Annotated in this window: 16 protein-coding genes; 6 read left to right on the top strand and 10 right to left on the bottom strand. The window is 69.9% G+C overall.

Annotated elements, in window-relative coordinates:
- Nucleotides 1-7 precede the first annotated feature (7 nt).
- Nucleotides 8-778, top strand: coding sequence for an alpha/beta fold hydrolase (locus ACZ6ZD_RS34185; protein ID WP_465678452.1), 771 nt, complete (start codon nt 8-10; stop codon nt 776-778).
- Here the strand turns inward: ACZ6ZD_RS34185 and ACZ6ZD_RS34190 are convergent.
- Nucleotides 759-2,666 (bottom strand): zinc metalloprotease, encoded by a 1,908-nt coding sequence (locus tag ACZ6ZD_RS34190; RefSeq protein WP_465678454.1) that lies wholly within the window; start codon nt 2,664-2,666, stop codon nt 759-761. The two genes, ACZ6ZD_RS34185 and ACZ6ZD_RS34190, sit on opposite strands and share 20 nt — an antisense overlap.
- A 165-nt stretch (nt 2,667-2,831) precedes the next feature.
- On the opposite strand from ACZ6ZD_RS34190, the gene ACZ6ZD_RS34195 reads away from it, so the two are divergent.
- Entirely contained in the window at nt 2,832-3,548 is a 717-nt protein-coding gene (locus ACZ6ZD_RS34195; RefSeq protein WP_465678456.1) for a PIG-L deacetylase family protein, read from the top strand.
- A gap of 247 nt (nt 3,549-3,795) precedes the next feature.
- Here ACZ6ZD_RS34195 and ACZ6ZD_RS34200 read toward each other — a convergent pair whose 3' ends face one another.
- The 6 genes from ACZ6ZD_RS34200 to mce form a co-directional block, all read right to left on the bottom strand.
- Nucleotides 3,796-4,452, bottom strand: a complete 657-nt coding sequence (locus ACZ6ZD_RS34200) for a YdcF family protein (RefSeq protein WP_465678457.1) — start codon at nt 4,450-4,452, stop codon at nt 3,796-3,798.
- A gap of 88 nt (nt 4,453-4,540) precedes the next feature.
- Complete coding sequence (locus ACZ6ZD_RS34205; protein ID WP_465678459.1) at nt 4,541-6,169, bottom strand: AI-2E family transporter; 1,629 nt, start codon at nt 6,167-6,169, stop codon at nt 4,541-4,543.
- Complete coding sequence (locus ACZ6ZD_RS34210; protein WP_465678461.1) at nt 6,166-7,932, bottom strand: transposase; 1,767 nt, start codon at nt 7,930-7,932, stop codon at nt 6,166-6,168. The genes ACZ6ZD_RS34205 and ACZ6ZD_RS34210 overlap by 4 nt, the downstream gene beginning before the upstream one ends.
- Before the next feature lie 84 nt (nt 7,933-8,016).
- The gene (gene ccrA / locus ACZ6ZD_RS34215) at nt 8,017-9,348 is read right to left on the bottom strand and encodes a crotonyl-CoA carboxylase/reductase (protein ID WP_465678462.1); all 1,332 of its coding nucleotides are present in this window, start codon (nt 9,346-9,348) and stop codon (nt 8,017-8,019) included.
- Nucleotides 9,349-9,486: 138 nt separating this feature from the next.
- Nucleotides 9,487-10,374, bottom strand: coding sequence for an MEDS domain-containing protein (locus ACZ6ZD_RS34220; protein WP_465678464.1), 888 nt, complete (start codon nt 10,372-10,374; stop codon nt 9,487-9,489).
- Between the two features lie 88 nt (nt 10,375-10,462).
- On the bottom strand, nt 10,463-10,882 hold the full coding sequence (gene mce, locus ACZ6ZD_RS34225) for a methylmalonyl-CoA epimerase (RefSeq protein WP_465678466.1): 420 nt from the start codon (nt 10,880-10,882) through the stop codon (nt 10,463-10,465).
- 92 nt (nt 10,883-10,974) lie between these two features.
- On the opposite strand from mce, the gene ACZ6ZD_RS34230 reads away from it, so the two are divergent.
- The 4 genes from ACZ6ZD_RS34230 to ACZ6ZD_RS34245 all read left to right on the top strand — a co-directional run bounded on the left by ACZ6ZD_RS34230 (nt 10,975) and on the right by ACZ6ZD_RS34245 (nt 14,353).
- On the top strand, nt 10,975-12,168 hold the full coding sequence (locus tag ACZ6ZD_RS34230; RefSeq protein WP_465678467.1) for an acetyl-CoA C-acetyltransferase: 1,194 nt from the start codon (nt 10,975-10,977) through the stop codon (nt 12,166-12,168).
- A 12-nt stretch (nt 12,169-12,180) separates the two neighbouring features.
- Entirely contained in the window at nt 12,181-13,137 is a 957-nt protein-coding gene (gene meaB / locus ACZ6ZD_RS34235; RefSeq protein WP_465678469.1) for a methylmalonyl Co-A mutase-associated GTPase MeaB, read from the top strand.
- 247 nt (nt 13,138-13,384) lie between these two features.
- Nucleotides 13,385-13,543 carry a hypothetical protein gene (locus ACZ6ZD_RS34240; protein ID WP_465678471.1) on the top strand — a complete coding sequence of 53 codons (159 nt, stop codon included), beginning with the start codon at nt 13,385-13,387 and terminating at the stop codon, nt 13,541-13,543.
- A 90-nt stretch (nt 13,544-13,633) separates the two neighbouring features.
- Complete coding sequence (locus tag ACZ6ZD_RS34245) at nt 13,634-14,353, top strand: PH domain-containing protein (RefSeq protein ID WP_465678473.1); 720 nt, start codon at nt 13,634-13,636, stop codon at nt 14,351-14,353.
- Between the two features lie 2 nt (nt 14,354-14,355).
- Here the strand turns inward: ACZ6ZD_RS34245 and ACZ6ZD_RS34250 are convergent, their stop codons facing one another.
- The 3 genes from ACZ6ZD_RS34250 to ACZ6ZD_RS34260 all read right to left on the bottom strand — a co-directional run bounded on the left by ACZ6ZD_RS34250 (nt 14,356) and on the right by ACZ6ZD_RS34260 (nt 16,747).
- Nucleotides 14,356-15,585 (bottom strand): RNA polymerase sigma factor, encoded by a 1,230-nt coding sequence (locus ACZ6ZD_RS34250; RefSeq protein ID WP_465678475.1) that lies wholly within the window; start codon nt 15,583-15,585, stop codon nt 14,356-14,358.
- Complete coding sequence (locus ACZ6ZD_RS34255) at nt 15,585-15,932, bottom strand: YciI family protein (RefSeq protein WP_465678476.1); 348 nt, start codon at nt 15,930-15,932, stop codon at nt 15,585-15,587. The genes ACZ6ZD_RS34250 and ACZ6ZD_RS34255 overlap by 1 nt, the downstream gene beginning before the upstream one ends.
- Before the next feature lie 74 nt (nt 15,933-16,006).
- The gene (locus tag ACZ6ZD_RS34260) at nt 16,007-16,747 is read right to left on the bottom strand and encodes a maleylpyruvate isomerase family mycothiol-dependent enzyme (protein ID WP_465678478.1); all 741 of its coding nucleotides are present in this window, start codon (nt 16,745-16,747) and stop codon (nt 16,007-16,009) included.
- Nucleotides 16,748-16,779: the final 32 nt, after the last annotated feature.

A 16,779-nucleotide genomic window follows, 5' to 3' on the forward strand; every position in this document is an offset into this window, starting at 1 on the left:
GTCCCGAGTGAAGCTCCCGGTCACGTCGTACGGCGAAACTGGTTCGCCGATCGTCGTCATGCACGGTCTGTTCGGCTCCGGCCGGAACTGGATGACCGCAGCTCGCCGGCTGGCCACTGAGCACCGCGTCTTCGCACTGGACCTGCGCAACCACGGCTCGTCGCCGCACGTCGACACGATGAGCTACCCGGAGATGGCGGACGACGTCCGCGAGACGATCGAAGGCCTCGGCACCGGGCCGGTCGCGCTGGTCGGCCACTCGATGGGCGGCAAGACGGCGATGCTGACCGCGCTGCTCTACCCGGCAGTGGTCGAGCGGCTGGTCGTGGTGGACGCCGCTCCGGTCACGTACCCGCCGGCGTTCGTCGAGTTCGCCCAGGCGATGCGGAACGCCGATCTGTCGTCAGTCCAGCGCCGTGCCGAGGTGGACGCGCAGCTGGCGGACGCCGTACCGACACCGGGCACGCGGGCGTTCCTGCTGCAGAACTTGATCCTGGACGACGACGGCGCCCGGTGGCGGCCGAACCTGCCGGTGATCGAGGCCGCCCTGCCTCAGATCTCCGGCTGGCCGGCCGCCGGTCTGGAGAACCGCCAGTACGACGGCCCAACCCTCTTCGTGTACGGCGGGAAGTCGGACTACGTCCAGCAGGATCACCGGGCGGAGATCGCGTCCTACTTCCCGCGCGCGCAGTACGCCGAGGTCGCCGAGGCGGGGCACTGGGTGCATGCCGAACGCCTCGACGACTTCCTCGCTGCTGTTACCGCTTTCCTGGCTTGACCGGGTCCGCCATCGGCGGGGTCGGACGGTGCGGCTTCATCGGCTGCGCCTTCCGGTCGGCCTCGGCCTCGGCGCGCTTCTCGGCCTCGAACGCCGAGACGCTCACACCGGCCTTCTTGGCGGCTGCGACGACCGCGTCGTAGGCCTGGTCGGCAAGCTGCCGCGTGGTCTCGTACTGGTGGTCGGCCAGCCGGCTCTTGGCCGCGCCGATCAGCTTGTCGGCACGGATCAGGTCGGCGTACCCGCGGTCGGCGGTGGGCGACGCCAGGACGTCGGCCGCCAGCGCGTTGGCGGACTCGACCAGCGCCGCGGCCCGGAACCGGCCCAGGTTGTCGTGGTCGAACTGACCGAAGTCGAAGTTCGTCTGCATGTAGTTCATCACCGAGTTCGAGTAGCCGCCGAGCCAGGTGAAGTAGTAGTCGCCGGTCGGCTCGAAGAACTTGTTGGTGCGGCCGTCGTAGCCGTCGTGCGGGTGCGACAGGCCGATGTGGTGGCCGACCTCGTGGATCATCGTGCTGGTGGCGCCGTAGCCCCAGCCGATGTACTGCGGGGACAGCCAGTTGTAGACGAAGCCGGGGCTGCCGTCGGAGAAGTTGTCACCGGCGTACCCGAGCCACGGCAGGTTCTCCTGCGTCATCGCGTAGGTGAAGATCGGCAGCTCGTAGTCGACCTTGCCCTTGTCGTCGAGCACCTTGTCCAGGTCGCGCTTGTTCTGCAGGTACATGTTCGCGAACGGCGGCAGGCCGGTCTCGGGGTAGCAGGAGACGTTGCGCAGCCAGTCCTCGACACAGCGCTTGGCCTCACCGTCGTACGGGAGGTTCTGCTGGTCGAACGACAGCTCGATCCCGGGCAGCACCTCGCCCAGCTCGCTGGTCAGCAGCTCGGGCTTGAGGTAGCGGTTGCTGTCCGGCCAGCCCTCGTAGGTGTTGCTGTCCAGGTTGACCGTCGAGGCCTTCGCGATGGTCAGCTCGACCGGGTAGGTCGGCGACGCGGTGGCGATGCCCTGGATGAAAACCGTTGACAGCAGCTTGCCGAGGTCGCCGGTCAGCGCGGCGGGGCTGCGGTAGCCGTCGGCGGCGTACTCCCAGGCCGGCGGGATCCGCCAGTCCGGCTTGTTGTCGCCGTCCAGGTCGGCGTCGTCCACGTTCTCGGCGCCGCCGAACTGCTCGGGACCGGCCGACAGGTCGTGGAACCAGACCCGCCGGGTGTCGCCGAGCCCGCTCTCCTCGTCGTTGGCCGTCGTCCCGCCCCAGGCGTTCATGGCCCGGCTGGCGTACTTGCCCCAGTTCTGGCCGGTGTCGGGGTCGACCTCGTCGGTCTTGGTGTAGACGTGGAACTTGAAGTCGGGGCGGTCGTACCAGTTGATCAGGTAGACCGTGTTCTGCTTGGTGTCGACCCCGGCCGGCGCGTTGAACGCGAGCCACTTCTCGACGGCGGGCGCGTCGATCTCGTGGTTGGCGGTGACGTCGAGGTTGTTGTTCTGCTGGGCGTTGTACCGGGTCTGGACGGCGTTCAGCTCGACCGGGCGGGCCAGCTCGGACAGCTTCCGGAAGAAGGTGTTCTGGTAGGTCTGGTCGGCGTACTGCAGCTTGTAGTCGTAGGTGTAGTTCAGGCCGATCGTCTCGTCGATCCCGGCCAGCAGCCGGGTGATCTGCTTGGGCTTGTGCGCCTTCGGCAGCGCGCTGTTCAGCGCGGCCAGGTCGACGCTCCCGGGCTTGTACCCGAGCAGGACGACGTTCACGGGGACTTTCTCGGCCAGCTCGGGCTGCGCGCCCGGTTTGAGGTGCTCGAACCGCGGCGGCGCCGCACTGGCAGGTGCTGCCGCCCCGAGGCCCGCGACCAGGCCCAGGATCGTCGCAGCCACCACTGCCAACCGTCGTCTTCTCATCGCACTCCTTCGAATTCATCTGGTGACAGTGCGGAGTTCTACACGGCGGGCAGGGCCACCGGCGACGCCTTCGGTCCTGGTCGAATCGGTGACTGGTCAGTCGTTGACTGGCATGCTGGTTTGGCGGAAACTTTTCGACAAGCCGGGGGGCGGAGAGGAGCCCCCATGGGCAGAACGGTGCTGGCGATCGGCGCGCACATCGGTGACATCGACCTGACCGCGGGCCCGACGCTCGCCAAACTTGTACTCGACGGCGCGAATGTCACGATGCTCGCCCTGACCGCGGGCGAACGCGGCCACCCCCGGCTCGCGCCGGCCGAGTACCGCCGGCAGAAGGTCGCCGAGGGCGAGGCGTTCGCGACCGCCATCGGCGCCGATTTCATGGTCCTCGGCCACCGCGACGGCTTCCTCCCCGACACCGACGAGGCCGCCGCCGAACTCGCCACGATCATCCGCGAGAAACAGCCCGACATGCTCATCACCCACTGGACCCACAGCCAGCACCGCGACCACACCCGAGCCGCCGCCCTCACCACCCGCGCCCGCTTCCTCGCCGACCTCCCGATCACCCCCGACGACCGCCTCGGCACCCTCCACGACCTCCCGCGGCACGCCGTCCGCACCCTCCTGCACACCGAGAACTGGCAGGACATGGACAGCTTCCACCCCACCCACTACGTCCCCATCCCCGACGAAGCCTTCTACCGCTGGATCTCCGCCATCCGCCACCAGGCCTTCGCCCGCGGCGAAACCCAGGGCTTCCGCCACATCGACTACTACACAGCCCTCCTCACCACCCGAGGCTGCCTCTCCGCCTACCCCCGAGCCAACGCCTTCCACCAACCCCCCACCCCCGAAACCACCAAACTCGCCGGCCCCTGACCCGCCCGCCCACTCCTTCCCCGGCCCGAAGGGCGGGAGGTGCTGTACCTGGCGTCGCGTGGAATCGGTCGAGGATTCGGGTCACGCCGAATCGCGCCCGGAGCGTGCGGCGCGCTTCTTACTGTCTCGTCTGCCGCCCAGAGCTGGGCGACACGACGAGGCAGCGAGGAGTTGGCGATGAACCGTACGACCTGGAGCGGATCGGCATCCAGCGGACGGCGCACGGCGTGTCCTTTATCGGGTGCGCCTAGCGCAGCAGCCGTGATGTGAATCCGGCGTCGACCAGTCGCTGAAATGCGAGCAGCACGCCATCCGGGACCGCTTGGTGCACGGCGAAACCGCGCTCCGGGTACTCGACGACTCGCTGCAGGTCCCCGACCAGCATCTCGATCACCAGCTGAGGATTGTTGATGGTCAGAATGTAGTTTTCGAGGCTCAACGGTGCGGAGGCGCAGATCACTCGCACCTCTGGCCAGAGTTTCCGGCAGGTCGCGTAGGCACGACGTTCCATGTACGGCTTCGAGATCAGCATGACCGCGTTCGGACGGATCCCGTGGTCCGCGAGAACTTGCTTCGACAACGCGATGTTCTGGCCGGTGTTCGTAGCGGCAGGCTCGACCAGGATGCTGTCAGCGGGGACGCCGAGCGAGACTGCGCGCTCCTGGTAATGGACGGCTTCGCCGCGAGGGAACCTGGCGATCGTCGATCGGCTGGTTGCGCCGCTGAAGACAACCATCGGGAAGTAGCTCAGCTGGTGCAGCTCGGCCGCGTGGTCGGCGACCCCGAGGTCGTGACTGCCGAGTCCGATCGCGGCGTCCACCCGTTCCAGCGCATGGCCCATCTGGTGGTACTGCCAAATGAGCCGCGCGTCTGCGAGTTGCTCGCGGGTGGGTGGGTCTGTCATCGCAGCAGGTACTCCTCGGCATGGGCCATGTACTGCCGCCTCCGTGGTGGGTCGTTTGACCAGCTCCGCATGCGGGTGGGGGTGTGGGTTAGGAGGCGTCGGCTTTGCGGACCCAGACTTCGCGGATGATGAGGAGGATGGCGGCGGCGGAGGGGATGGCGAGGAGGGCGCCTACGACGCCGAGGAGGGCGCCGCCGAGGAGGGCGGCGATGACGGTGACGGCGCCGGGGATGTCGACGGCTCGGCGCATGATGCGGGGGGCCACGACGTAGTTCTCGATCTGCTGGTAGACGATGCCGTAGATGAGGCAGGCGATGCCGACCCAGAGGCCGTCGGTGAAGCCGATGAGGGCGACGACGACGACGCCGATCAGGCCGCCGACCATCGGGATGAAGGCGGTGAACATGACGACGATGGCCAGGGCGACGGCGTAGTCGCGGAGGCCGACGATCTCGAGGAAGATGAACATGCAGACGCCGGCGCAGAGGGCGACGGTGAACTGGCCGCTGACGTAGCCGCCGACGCGGGTCAGGACCTCGTCGCCGAGGATCGAGACGCGGTTGCGGCGGGACGCCGGGACGAGGCTGTAGGCGGCGCGTTTGACCGACGGCAGGGACGCGAGGAAGTAGAGCGTCAGGATCAGGATCGTGAAGGTGTTGAACAGGGCGCCGGCGACGACCTTGCCGACGCCGAGGATGCCGCCGAAGGCGCGTTGCGCCAGGGCCGGGTCCTGGATGTACTCCTGGGCCTTCTTGATGAACTGGTAGCGGTCGTTCAGCTCGTTCAGGGTCTTCGACTTGGTGAGCAGGTCGAGCCACTCGGGGGCGTTCTTGATCAGGCCGTTGATCTGGTCGGTGACGACCGGGACGATCGCGAAGCCGACGCCGGCGACGGCGAGGATGACGAGCAGGAAGACGACGCCGACCGAGAGGCCGCGTTTGAGGCCGCGGCGCATGAACCACTCGACGAGCGGGTTCAGGCCGACGGCGATGAACATCGAGACCAGCAACAGGATCAGCACCGAGCGGGCGTGCCCGAGCGCGTTCCACAGCCCCCAGGCGACCAGGACGCCGAGCGCCGCGAAGAAGCCGAAGACGAACGGGTTGGAGCGTTGCAGCGGCGGGCCGGGTTTGCCCATGCCCTCGTCCGGGTGGCGCTCGTCGATCAGCAGCTCGTCGCTGTCGTCGTCCTGGACGGCGGCAGCGGACGCCCGCCGGGCAGCCAGCTCGGCGCGATCGGCCGAGCCGCCGGCTTTACCTGCAGCGGCGCCGGCCGCGACCACGGCGGCGCCCGCCTCGTCGGCTTCGTCCTCCGCGCGGTCCGCGGCCGAGACGGACTGCTTGGCCGAATCCCCGGCCAGCACGGCCGAGTCGTCGGCCTGCTCCGCCGCCCCCTGCGCCTGGTCGGCCGACTCCGCGGCGTCATGCGCCGCGGCCTCCGCCTGCACGGCGGCCGCCTTCACCTCGCGCGCGGCCTCGACAAGTTCGGCAGCGGCCGGTACGTCGGCCGCGGACACCTGCTCGCCGGACGCCTGCGTACCCGACGGCTGCTCGCCGGTCGCCTGCGCACCCGACGGCTGCTCGCCGGACGCGGGAGCGGCCGGTACGTCGGCCTCGCGGGCGGTGCCCGGGTCGGGGGACTCGGGCGTGGCTCCGGCCCGCGACGGCTCGGCGGGTTCGGGAGTCGCTGTGGAGTTGTCGTCGCCGGATGGCGTCACTTGGTGTCCTTCGGGGATGGCGAGCCCGCGCCGGACTCGTCGGTCTTCTCGTCAGCCTTCACCGAAGTGTGCTCGCTGGTGAGGTCATCCAGGCGGAACTCGTCGATCCTCGTCGAGTCGGCCGGCTCGTCGTCGTCCGCGGCCGGTCCGCCGGCGGATTTGCTGGTCAGCTCGGCGGCGACGTCGGCGTCGACGCGCAGGCCGGTGTCGATCCGGGTCTCGTCGACGCGCGCGCCGCCGGCGTCCGAGCCGATGAACGGGCTGGTGCCGGTGAAGGTGTCCGGCTCCGGGGTGGACGGCGTACCGGCGCCGAATGCGCTGTCGTCACCCGCGGGCTTCGATGCGAACGGGCTGTCGGCGGGTGCGTCTTCGGCGAACGGGCTCGCGCCCGAGGCGAAGGGGTTGCTGCCCGCGGTGCCCGGGCCGCCGGCCGTCGGGGTCAGCCCGCTCGGGGTGAAACCGTCGGCGGAGGAGGTGAAGCCGTCGGACGACGCGGCCGAGAAGCTGTCGGACGACGAGCCGGAGAAGCTGTCAGAGGAGTTGGTCGGCCCGGAGAAGCTGTCGGCGGCGGCCGGCGCGGGGGACGACGAAGGTGCCGCGAAGCCGTCGGACGGGCGCGTGGGCGCGGCGAAGCCGTCGGACGCCGGGGCGGCGAAGCTCTCGGCGGCCGGGGCCGGCTTGAACGGGTTCACGTACGGGGTGACGGACGCCGTCTCGGAGTCGAGCTCGGCGGCCTGCCGGGCGATGTTGCCGGCGATCTCGTTCAGGCCGGCGATCTGGGTCAGGATGCCGTCGCGGCGCTTGGCCAGCCGCTCGGTCTCGCGGGCGACGATCGTCCGGGAGCGCTCGGCCTCGTCGGCGGCGCTGGCCAGCTCGGCCTCGGCGCGCGTCCGGGCGGTGCTGAGCAGCTGCTCGGCCTCGCGGCGGGCCCGGGTCAGCGTGCGCTCGGCGGACTCCTCGGCCTCGGCGCGGATCTTGCGGGCCTGCTCGGTCGCCTCGGCGACCCGGCGCTCGGAGGCCTCGGCGGCCTCCTTCATCTGGGTGGTCAGGTTCTCGGTGTCGGCGGCGATCTGGTTGTGCTTGTCGGCCAGCTCCTTGGCCTGCTGCTCACGCTCGTCGGCCAGCCGGGCGCGCAGGGCGGCCGACTCGCGCTGGATCGCCGTCCGGATCTTCTCCGCCTCGTGCAGCGCGCCGTTCTTCAGCGTGCTCGCCTGGGACTCGGCGGTCAGCGTCAGCTGCTCGGCCTTGCGCTTGGCCGCCTGCAGCACCTCGGCGCCCTCGGTCTCGGCCGTCCGGCGCAGCTCGCCCGCGTCGCCCTCGGCCGTCCGCCGCATCGAGTCGGCCTCGTTCAGCGCGACCGTGCGGATGTCCTCGGCCTCGCGCTCACCGGTCGCCCGGGACGCCGCCGCCTCCTTGGACGCCGTCGTCCGCAGCTCCTCGGCCTCGCGCCGGGCCTCCTCGAGCGCCTCGGACGCCTGGTCCTGGGCGAGCCGCAGGATCTGCGCGGCGCGGTCCCCGAGACCGGCGTACGACGGGTTGGCGCTGGCCTCGAGCTGCCGAGTGGTCTCATCCAGCTTGCGCTGCAACGGCGCCACGCTGCCCTGCAGCTCGTCGGCCCGCTGCCGGATCTCGACCAGCTGCATCTCCAGCGCGCGGACGTAGTCGTCCACGGCCTGCTTGTCGTAGCCCTTCCGACTGACCGGGAAGCCTCCGGCGGCGGTCGCAGTGCGGTCGAAGAACGGCAGGCTCGACTCGTCAGGCATTCCCGAGATTCCCTTCAGGCGGCTCAAGCTGAATCCCCCACCTTAAGCCTGTCAGAAACCGGCCCCGACCACCCAATCGGGCCCCTATCGGTTACGGAAGCGGTCGATCGCCTGCTGGTGCCGCGCGCGCAGCTCCGGATCGCGGACGCCGAGACCCTCGGCCGGCGCCAGCGTCAGGACGCCGACCTTCCCCTGGTGAAGGTTGTGATGGACGTCGTACGCCGCCTGCGCGGTCTCCTCCAGGCCGTACACGCGGCTCACGGTCGGGTGGACCATTCCCTTGGCGATCAGCCGGTTCGCCTCCCACGCCTCGCGGTAGTTCGCGAAATGCGACCCGACGATTCGCTTGAGGTTCATCCACAGGTACCGGTTGTCGTACTCGTGCATGTACCCGGACGTCGACGCGCAGGTGACGATCGTGCCGCCCTTGCGGGCCACGAAGACCGACGCGCCGAAGGTCTCCCGGCCGGGATGCTCGAAGACGATGTCGGGGTCGTCGCCGCCGGTCAGCTCGCGGATCCGCGCGCCGAGCCGCTTCCACTCCTTCGGATCCTGGGTCGACTCGTCCTTCCAGAACTTGTAGCCCTCCGCGGACCGGTCGATGATCAGCTCCGCGCCCATCGCACGGCAGATCTCGGCCTTCTCCGGCGACGACACCACACAGACCGGGATCGCGCCGCCGTTCAGCGCGAACTGCGTCGCGTACGACCCCAGCCCGCCGGAGGCGCCCCAGATCAGCACGACGTCGCCCTGCTTCATGTTCGCGCCGTTCGGCGAGACCAGCTGCCGGTACGCCGTACTGTTCACCAGACCCGGCGACGCGGCCTCCTCCCAGGTCAGGTGGGCCGGCTTCGGCATCAGCTGGTTCGACTTCACCAGCGCGATCTCGGCCAGCCCGCCGAAGTTCGTCTCGAAACCCCAGATCCGCTGCTCGGAGTCCATCATCGTGTCGTTGTGGCCGTCGGGGGACTCCAGCTCGACCGACAGGCAGTGCGCGACCACCTCGTCGCCGGGCTTCCAGGCGTTCACGCCCGGGCCGGTCCGCAGGACGACGCCGGCCAGGTCGGAGCCGACCACGTGGTACGGCAGGTCGTGGCGAGCGGTCAGCGGCGACAACTTCCCGTACCGCTTGAGGAAGGAGAACGTCGAGACCGGCTCGAAGATCGACGTCCAGACCGTGTTGTAGTTGATCGCGCTCGCCATCACCGCGACCAGCGCCTCACCCGGGCCGAGCTCCGGCGTCGGGACGTCGTCCAGGTGCAGGCTCTTGCGCGGGTCCTTCTCCTTGGCGTCCAGCCCCTCGAACATGTCCGCCTCGTCGGCGTGCACCGTGATCCCGCGATAGTGCTCGGGGACATCGAGCCCGCCCACCGCCGCGTTGTTGCCGGCCAGGATCGCGTCGAGGATCTGCTTCACGGTCGTACCTCCTGCAAGGAGCGGGACTGGTGAGCGGACGTTACCGTCGAGTATGCGCCGTGGGCTGTGCCTTGTGACACAGTTCGGGACGGGTGAGACCACCGTCACTTTTCCAGTCCACCGTTGTCAGTGGTCCTATCAGCGCAGGCGCGTGTGCAACCGGACCTGGGTGAAGTCGTCACCCGATCGGAGCTGGGCCAGATCGCAGAGCTGGTTGGCCAGCCAGACGCCGCGGCCGCCGAGGCCGTCCAGCGGCGGGAGCACCCGGCCGACCAGCAGGTCGTCGATGCGGCCCTGGTCGGCGACGTCGCAGACCAGAGCGCCGTCCTCGATCCAGACGGCCAGCCGGCCGCGGCCGCCGCCGAACCGGATGCTGTTGGTGCAGATCTCGTGCAGGGCCAGGCCGAGATCGTCGAGCCGGTCGCGGATGACGCCGTGCGAGGTCGCCCGCGCGTTCACCCATTGCCGGACGTCGCCGAGGTCGGCCAGCCCGAACTCCCAGCGCTCCGCGCGATCCGGGACGTCGCTCAGCGGCGTCCGGAACGTCTTCTCCACATCGGCCGCCGAGTGGTAGCCGGTCGGGTCGAAGCCGGTCTCGGCGGCGTACGGGCAGCAGAGCCGGAAGTCTTCGGCGCCGAAGGCGAGACCGAGCAGACCCTCGTGCAACAAGACCTCGTCGTACTCCGCCGCCCGGCGACCGGCGTACATCGCCAGCCCCAGACCGCGGACGGCCCGGCCGCCGGCCTGCGTCAGAACGTCGCGCCAGAAGGGAATCAGCCGCGCCGGGTTGCGCCCGATGATCGCCATATCGATAAAACGCGCGGATCCGGCGGGGAGGGCCTCGCGCAGCAGGGCCAAGTGGTCCGGCGGCAACGCCGCCACGACCAGAGCCCCCGCCGCCAGGCCGTCCTGGACGAAAGGCGCCGACCGCCGCACGAACTCCTCGTCACTGGAATAGACGAAGGCGTCGTGCTGGAAACTCGCCGGCGCACCGTTCAGGGCCTCGGTGGCGCTGTCCTTCAGCACCAGAACAGACTAGTCCGCGAAACCCAGTCGTGGCGGGGTTTCTGCGCGCCGTCACCGCCTGTTGGACAGCCGTAACAATCCGGCTCCGTCAGGCCGGCTCGACCAGCTCGACCAGGACGCCGCCGGCCGACTTGGGATGGACGAAGTTGACCCGCGAGCCGGCGGTGCCGCGGCGCGGTTCGGCGTACAGGAGCTCGGCGCCGCGCTCGCGCAGGATCGCCGACACCGCGTCGATGTCGCGGACCCGGTAGGCGAGCTGCTGGATGCCGGGGCCGCGCTTGTCCAGGAACTTCGCGATCGGCGACGCGTCCGACAGCGGCGCGAGCAGCTGGATCGACGAGCCTGACGAGCCGACCGAGAGCATCGCCTCGCGGACGCCCTGCTCCTCGTTGACCTCCTCGTGCGCGACCTGCATCCCGAAGACGTCGACGTACTGGCGCACGGCCGCGTCGAAGTCCGGAACGGCGATGCCGACATGATCGATGGCCTCGAAGAGCTCGGTGTCCATGCCCAGAGCCTAGGACCGGATCCGCGCAAGGCGTCGTTCGTGTGACCCGTTCGACAGCCGCGTACCAGTGCGGTCGCAGGTATCGTGACAGCATGTCTGACACGCAGAACCGAAGCGTCATCGTCGCCGGTGCACGGACCCCGATCGGGCGGTTGCTCGGTGGCCTCAAGGGCTTCACCGGAGCCGAGCTGGGCGGGTTCGCGATCAAGGGCGCGCTCGACAAGGCCGGCGTCGCGCCGGACCAGGTCGAGTACGTGATCATGGGCCAGGTCCTGCAGGCCGGCGGCGGTCAGATCACCGCGCGTCAGGCCGCGGTCAAGGGCGGGATCCCGATGAACGTCCCGGCGATCACGATCAACAAGGTCTGTCTGTCCGGGCTGAACGCGATCGCCCTGGCCGACCAGCTGATCCGCGCCGGCGAGTACGACGTCGTCGTCGCCGGCGGGATGGAGTCGATGACGAACGCCCCGCATTTGCTGCCGAAATCGCGTGAGGGCTTCAAGTACGGCGACACCACGCTCGTCGACTCGATGTCGTACGACGGTCTGTGGGACGCGTTCACCGACCAGCCGATGGGCGCGCTCACCGAGCAGGCCAACGGCGCGCTGACCCGCGAGGAGCAGGACGCGTTCAGCGCCCGCTCGCACCAGCAGGCCGCGGCCGCGTGGAAGAACGGCGTCTTCGCCGACGAGGTGGTTCCGGTCGAGGTCCCGCAGCGCAAGGGCGACCCGATCGTGATCGACAGCGACGAAGGCGTCCGCGGCGACACGACCGTCGAGACGCTGGCCAAGCTGCGTCCGGCCTTCGGCAAGGAAGGCACGATCACCGCCGGCTCGGCCTCGCAGATCTCGGACGGCGGGTGCGCCGTTGTCGTGATGAGCAAGGCGAAAGCCGAGGAGCTGGGGCTGTCCTGGATCGCCGAGATCGGCGCCCACGGCGCGGTCTCCGGCCCGGACTCGACACTGCAGAGCCAGCCGGCCAACGCGATCGCGAAGGCCTGCGCCAAGGAAGGGATCGAGCCGGCCGCGCTCGACCTGATCGAGATCAACGAGGCCTTCGCCTCGGTCGGCATCGCCTCCACCCGCGAGCTCGGCGTCGACGAGGACAAGGTGAACGTGAACGGCGGCGCGATCGCGCTCGGTCACCCGATCGGGATGTCCGGCGCGCGGCTCGTACTGCATTTGGCGCTCGAGCTCGGGCGGCGCGGCGGCGGCGTCGGCGCGGCCGCGCTGTGCGGTGGCGGCGGCCAGGGTGACGCGCTCATCGTTCGCGTCGCGCAGAGCTGATAGACAGGCCTGATGCCACGCCGCACCCCACCGGTCAGTGAACTGGTCGAACGCGCCCGGGAGGGGGAGTCCCGGGCCGTCGCCCGGCTGATCTCCCTGGTCGAGGACGAGTCGCCGCTGCTGCGCGAGGTGATGGCGGCGCTGTCGCCGTACGCCGGCCGGACGCACATCGTCGGGATCACCGGTTCGCCCGGGGTCGGCAAGTCCACATCGACGTCCGCGCTGGTCTCGGCGTACCGCAAGACCGGGAAGCGGGTCGGCGTCCTGGCCGTCGACCCGTCGTCGCCGTTCTCCGGCGGTGCGCTGCTGGGCGACCGAGTGCGGATGCAGGACCACGCGATGGACGCCGGCGTCTACATCCGCTCGATGGCCTCTCGCGGGCATCTCGGTGGGCTGTCGTGGTCGACGCCGCAGGCGTTGCGGGTGCTGGACGCGGCCGGTTTCGACGTGGTGTTCGTGGAGACGGTCGGCGTCGGGCAGTCCGAGGTCGAGATCGCCGGGATGGCGGACACGACGATCGTGCTGCTCGCGCCGGGGATGGGTGACGGCATCCAGGCCGCCAAGGCGGGAATCCTGGAGGTCGGCGACCTGTACGTCGTGAACAAGGCCGACCGGGACGGCGTCCAGAACGTCACCCGCGACCTGCGGCATATGCTGGCGCTGGCCGAACGGGCCGAGGGCGCCTGGGCGCCGCCGATCCTGAAGACGGTCGCGTCGCGCGGCGAGGGCGTCGACGAGGTCGTCACCGCGATCGAGGACCGGCTGACCTGGATGCGCGGCAACGGCGTCCTGGCCGAGCGGCGACGCTCCCGGGCGCGGGACGAGATCGAGGCGATCGCGATGACCGCCCTGCGGACCCGGTTCGCGCATCTGCACGGCGACGCGCGGCTCGACGTCCTGGCCGCCAAGGTCGCCGAGGGCGGCACCGATCCGTACCGCGCGGCGGACGAACTGATCGCCGCGTTGTGATTTGCGTCTCGCGATGTGACATTTCGTCACGCATTGTCACATCGTTGCGCTATGGTCCTCTGCGGCGCGGCGTCCGCCTGCGAGCGGCGCGCCGGGGGCTGAAGTAGCCTCGAATCCGTTACACAATGGACCTTGTAGCTGGTGAGCATCGTGCGGTGGGCTGTGTTCAGTCAGTGACAATTGGTGACGGTCCGTGATACAAATCCAAACACAGTCGACCCAGTGGTTGCGAACGAGGAGTGGTGACATGCCGAAGAAGCTGTTGATCTGGTCGGTCATCGCCTTTGCCGGCTTCTATCTGTTCACACAGCCGACGAATGCCGCTGATGCGGTGGGCGGTGCGTTCTCCGGCGTCGGTGACCTGTTCGGGAGCATCATCACCTTCTTGACCGCGCTGTTCAACTGATCTGCGGTTCGAGTGTCCCGTGACGAGCGATCGTGCGGGACACTGGTCCGTACGGGGTCACCAACAGTCGCGTGACAGGGGAGTGAACCGATGGCCGGTTTCGGTCTGTTCCGGGTCTTGGACCCGAAGGTCCGGCGGCACCTGATCTCGGACGAGGGCGAAGTCGTCATCGACGAGGTCCGCCAGCACTGGGTGGTCTTCACCCTGCCGATGCTCGAGGTGGTGCTGGCCACGGCCCTGCTGGTCACCTTGGCGGCCACTTCGATCCCCGGTCAGCAGGTGCTGCTCGCGATCGTCCTGGTGCTGCTCCTGCACGCCTTCTGGAACTTCCTCACCCATCACCGGGACCGCTTCGTGGTCACGAACATGCGGGTGATGCGGATCCGCGGCGTCTTCTCCCAGACCGTCGCGACCACCCCGATCGCCCGGGTCCTCGACATCACCCTGCAGAAGCCGATCATCGGCCGGATCCTCGGCTACGGCCACTTCATCTTCGAGTCGGCCGCGCAGGACCAGGGTTTCCGCGAGATCAAGTGGGTCAGCCGCCCCGACGACCGCGACCTCACCATCCAGCGCGTCATCCAGCGCACCGGCCTGCGCGCCTCCGCCAGCGTGGACGTCGTCCAGTCCGACGACGACACCGACGACGACGGCACCGGCCCCATCGGCATGGACTCGAGCCAAGAGGTCGCCACCACCGTCGCCCCCGCCGCCACCACCCGCCCAACCCCCCGCCCCGCCACCACCAGCCCCGCCTCCAAGTCGATCTTCAACAGCGAACGCGGCAACTGGACCGACGAGCCTGACTGACCTCAGGTCTCCCGCCGCGCCTGAAAGACGGCCAGGCGGCGTTCTCGGTGGTGGCGTTCGGCTGTGGTGGCCGGATCGGTCAGGGCTGCGGTTAGTTCTTGGGTGGCTTCCTCGTAGCGGTTGAGGCGGGCTAGGAGTTCGGCGCGGACTGTGCGGGTTCGGGCTGTGGGTGGTAGGTCGGCCAGGAGGGTGAGGGCGGCTTGGGGGGCTTGGGCTTCGGCGGTGGCTACGGCGTGGGCGAGGGCGGCGGCGGGGGTGGGGGCTACGGAGAGGAGGAGGGTGTAGAGGCGGACTATTTCGGGCCAGTCGGTGGTGGAGTAGGTGGGGGAGCGGGCGTGTTCGGCGGCGATGGCGGCTTGGAGTTGGTAGGGGTCGGCTTGGCGGGCGGAGCGGGTGAGGGAGTCGTTCAGGAGGGCGATGCCGCGGGTGATGGCGGCGGCGTCCCAGAGTGAGCGGTCCTGCTGGTCGAGGGGGACGAGGTCGCCGGCGGCGTCCAGGCGGGCGGGGCGGCGGGCTTCGGTCAGGAGGAGCAGGGCGAGGACGGCGGTTGGCATGGGTTGGGTGGGGAGCAGGGTGTGCAGGAGGTCGGCCAGGCGGATCGCCTCGGTGCAGAGATCGAGGTCGTACGCCGAATCGCCCGCCGCCGGGGCGTGCCCCGCGGTGTAGAGGGTGTGGACGACGGCGCAGACCGCGGGGAGCCGGTCGGGTAGCTCGGCCGCGGCTGGGACGCGGTAGGGGATCCGCGCCGCCGCGATCTTGGCCCGGGCCCGCGTGAGCCGCTTGGCGGTGGCTGCCTCGGAGGTGAGCATGACTGCCCCGATCGAGGCAGGGGACAGGCCGCAGAGCGTGCGGAGCGCAAGAGCGACCCGGGTCGGCGGCGCGAGCGTCGGATGGCAGCAGGTGAAGATCAGCCGAAGCAGGTCGTCCTGGACGACCTGGTCAGGCTCCACGACGGAGCTGCTCAGTTCGAGCAGCTCCGTGCCCTGCCGCTCCTTGTCGCCCCGGGCCCGCTCGCGGCGCAGGATGTCGATCGCCTTCCGCCGCGCGGTGACGGTCAGCCAGGCCCGCGGCTCGGCCGGGACCCCGCTCTCCGGCCAGGCCCGCAAGGCCGCCAAGGACGCCTCCTGGACGGCGTCCTCCGCGACCTGGACGTCGCCGACCGTCCGGATCAGGGTCGCGAGAATCCGCGTGCCCTCGATCCGGACCGTCTCGGCGACCGCGTCGAAGTGCACTACTTCGCGATGATGACCGGCCGGACCTCGACGGCGCCGTTCCACGCGGCGGGGATCCGCGCGGCGATCGCCACCGCTGCCTCCAGGTCGTCGGCCTCGATCAGGTAGTACCCGGTCAGGGCCTCCTTGGTCTCGGCGTACGGCCCGTCGGTGGTGACCACCTGCCCGCCGCGCGCGCCCTCGACCCGGACGACGGTCGCGGTCGACGTCGGGTGCAGGACGGCGCTGGCCGTGACCTGCCCGGCGTACTCGACGCCGAACTGCCGGTACTCGGCCAGCTCATCCGCATGCTCCGGGGCCCACCAGTCCACATCGGGGGTGTAGGTGAGTGCCAGGTACTGCGCCATGGCGCGACTCCTCTCGTCAGGACCACCGTGGTCCCTCGATAAGGAACGAACGGCCGGCCACGATCAGGACATCTCTACTGCGTACTCTCCGTCAGCCGCCCACGGAAGGCCCGGATCACCTCGGCGTCACCAGCGAACTGGACGGCGTCGTCACCCAGCCGACCCCACAACCAGAGGTACACCGCGCTCGGCTCGCCGAAGACCTCGGCCGCCGCATCGCCCTCGGCACCCTGAACGACCGTCACACTCGTCGCATCGAGCCGGACCGTCCACGACCGGCCGCCCGCGGTGATCCGGACCGCGGCGTCGACCGGGTACTCGGTGTCGCCCTCCTCCCACCAGGGCCCGCCCAGGCTCGGGTAGAGCAGCTCGTCGATCCCGTCGAGGGCGAGCTCGGTGTCGAGCGGCGTCACGACGTCATGCGCCAGCTCGGCGTCGACGCGGTGGACGACGGTCTCCATCGCCATCCGCCGGAACCAGAACCCGGACGTCGCATCGGCCGGGCTGAACGTCCAGACCGGACGGCCCGGGCCGGCCGCGGTCAGCGCCTCGACGATCGCGGTGACGGCCTCGGCGTACAGCTCGGCGGCATCGCGCGCCGCCAGCTCGGCCGGCGGCCAGGGGTCGGGCCGCTCGCCGGTGCGCAGGATCTCGACCTTGTGCAGGTAGACCTGCGCGACGTGGCGGACGACGTCCTCGACCGTCCAGCCGGGGCAGCTCGGCACCGCCGCCGCGGCGCCGAGGCGGGCCACCTCCGCCAGCCGCGCCGCTTCGATCTCGACCTGTCCCAGGTAGTACTCCACCGGCAATCCCATGCCCTGCACCCTCCCACACGCCATCGACAGTT

The organism is Kribbella sp. NPDC104218, assembly GCF_055584105.1.

Bases quoted from the DNA above. Each gene is read 5' to 3' on its own strand.
- ACZ6ZD_RS34190 (WP_465678454.1), bottom strand. From the start codon at position 2,666: ATGAGAAGACGACGGTTGGCAGTGGTGGCTGCGACGATCCTGGGCCTG.
- ACZ6ZD_RS34195 (WP_465678456.1), top strand. From the start codon at position 2,832: ATGGGCAGAACGGTGCTGGCGATCGGCGCGCACATCGGTGACATCGAC.
- ACZ6ZD_RS34200 (WP_465678457.1), bottom strand. From the start codon at position 4,452: ATGACAGACCCACCCACCCGCGAGCAACTCGCAGACGCGCGGCTCATT.
- ACZ6ZD_RS34210 (WP_465678461.1), bottom strand. From the start codon at position 7,932: ATGCCTGACGAGTCGAGCCTGCCGTTCTTCGACCGCACTGCGACCGCC.
- mce (WP_465678466.1), bottom strand. From the start codon at position 10,882: ATGGACACCGAGCTCTTCGAGGCCATCGATCATGTCGGCATCGCCGTT.
- ACZ6ZD_RS34230 (WP_465678467.1), top strand. From the start codon at position 10,975: ATGTCTGACACGCAGAACCGAAGCGTCATCGTCGCCGGTGCACGGACC.
- meaB (WP_465678469.1), top strand. From the start codon at position 12,181: ATGCCACGCCGCACCCCACCGGTCAGTGAACTGGTCGAACGCGCCCGG.
- ACZ6ZD_RS34240 (WP_465678471.1), top strand. From the start codon at position 13,385: ATGCCGAAGAAGCTGTTGATCTGGTCGGTCATCGCCTTTGCCGGCTTC.
- ACZ6ZD_RS34245 (WP_465678473.1), top strand. From the start codon at position 13,634: ATGGCCGGTTTCGGTCTGTTCCGGGTCTTGGACCCGAAGGTCCGGCGG.
- ACZ6ZD_RS34255 (WP_465678476.1), bottom strand. From the start codon at position 15,932: ATGGCGCAGTACCTGGCACTCACCTACACCCCCGATGTGGACTGGTGG.
- ACZ6ZD_RS34260 (WP_465678478.1), bottom strand. From the start codon at position 16,747: ATGGGATTGCCGGTGGAGTACTACCTGGGACAGGTCGAGATCGAAGCG.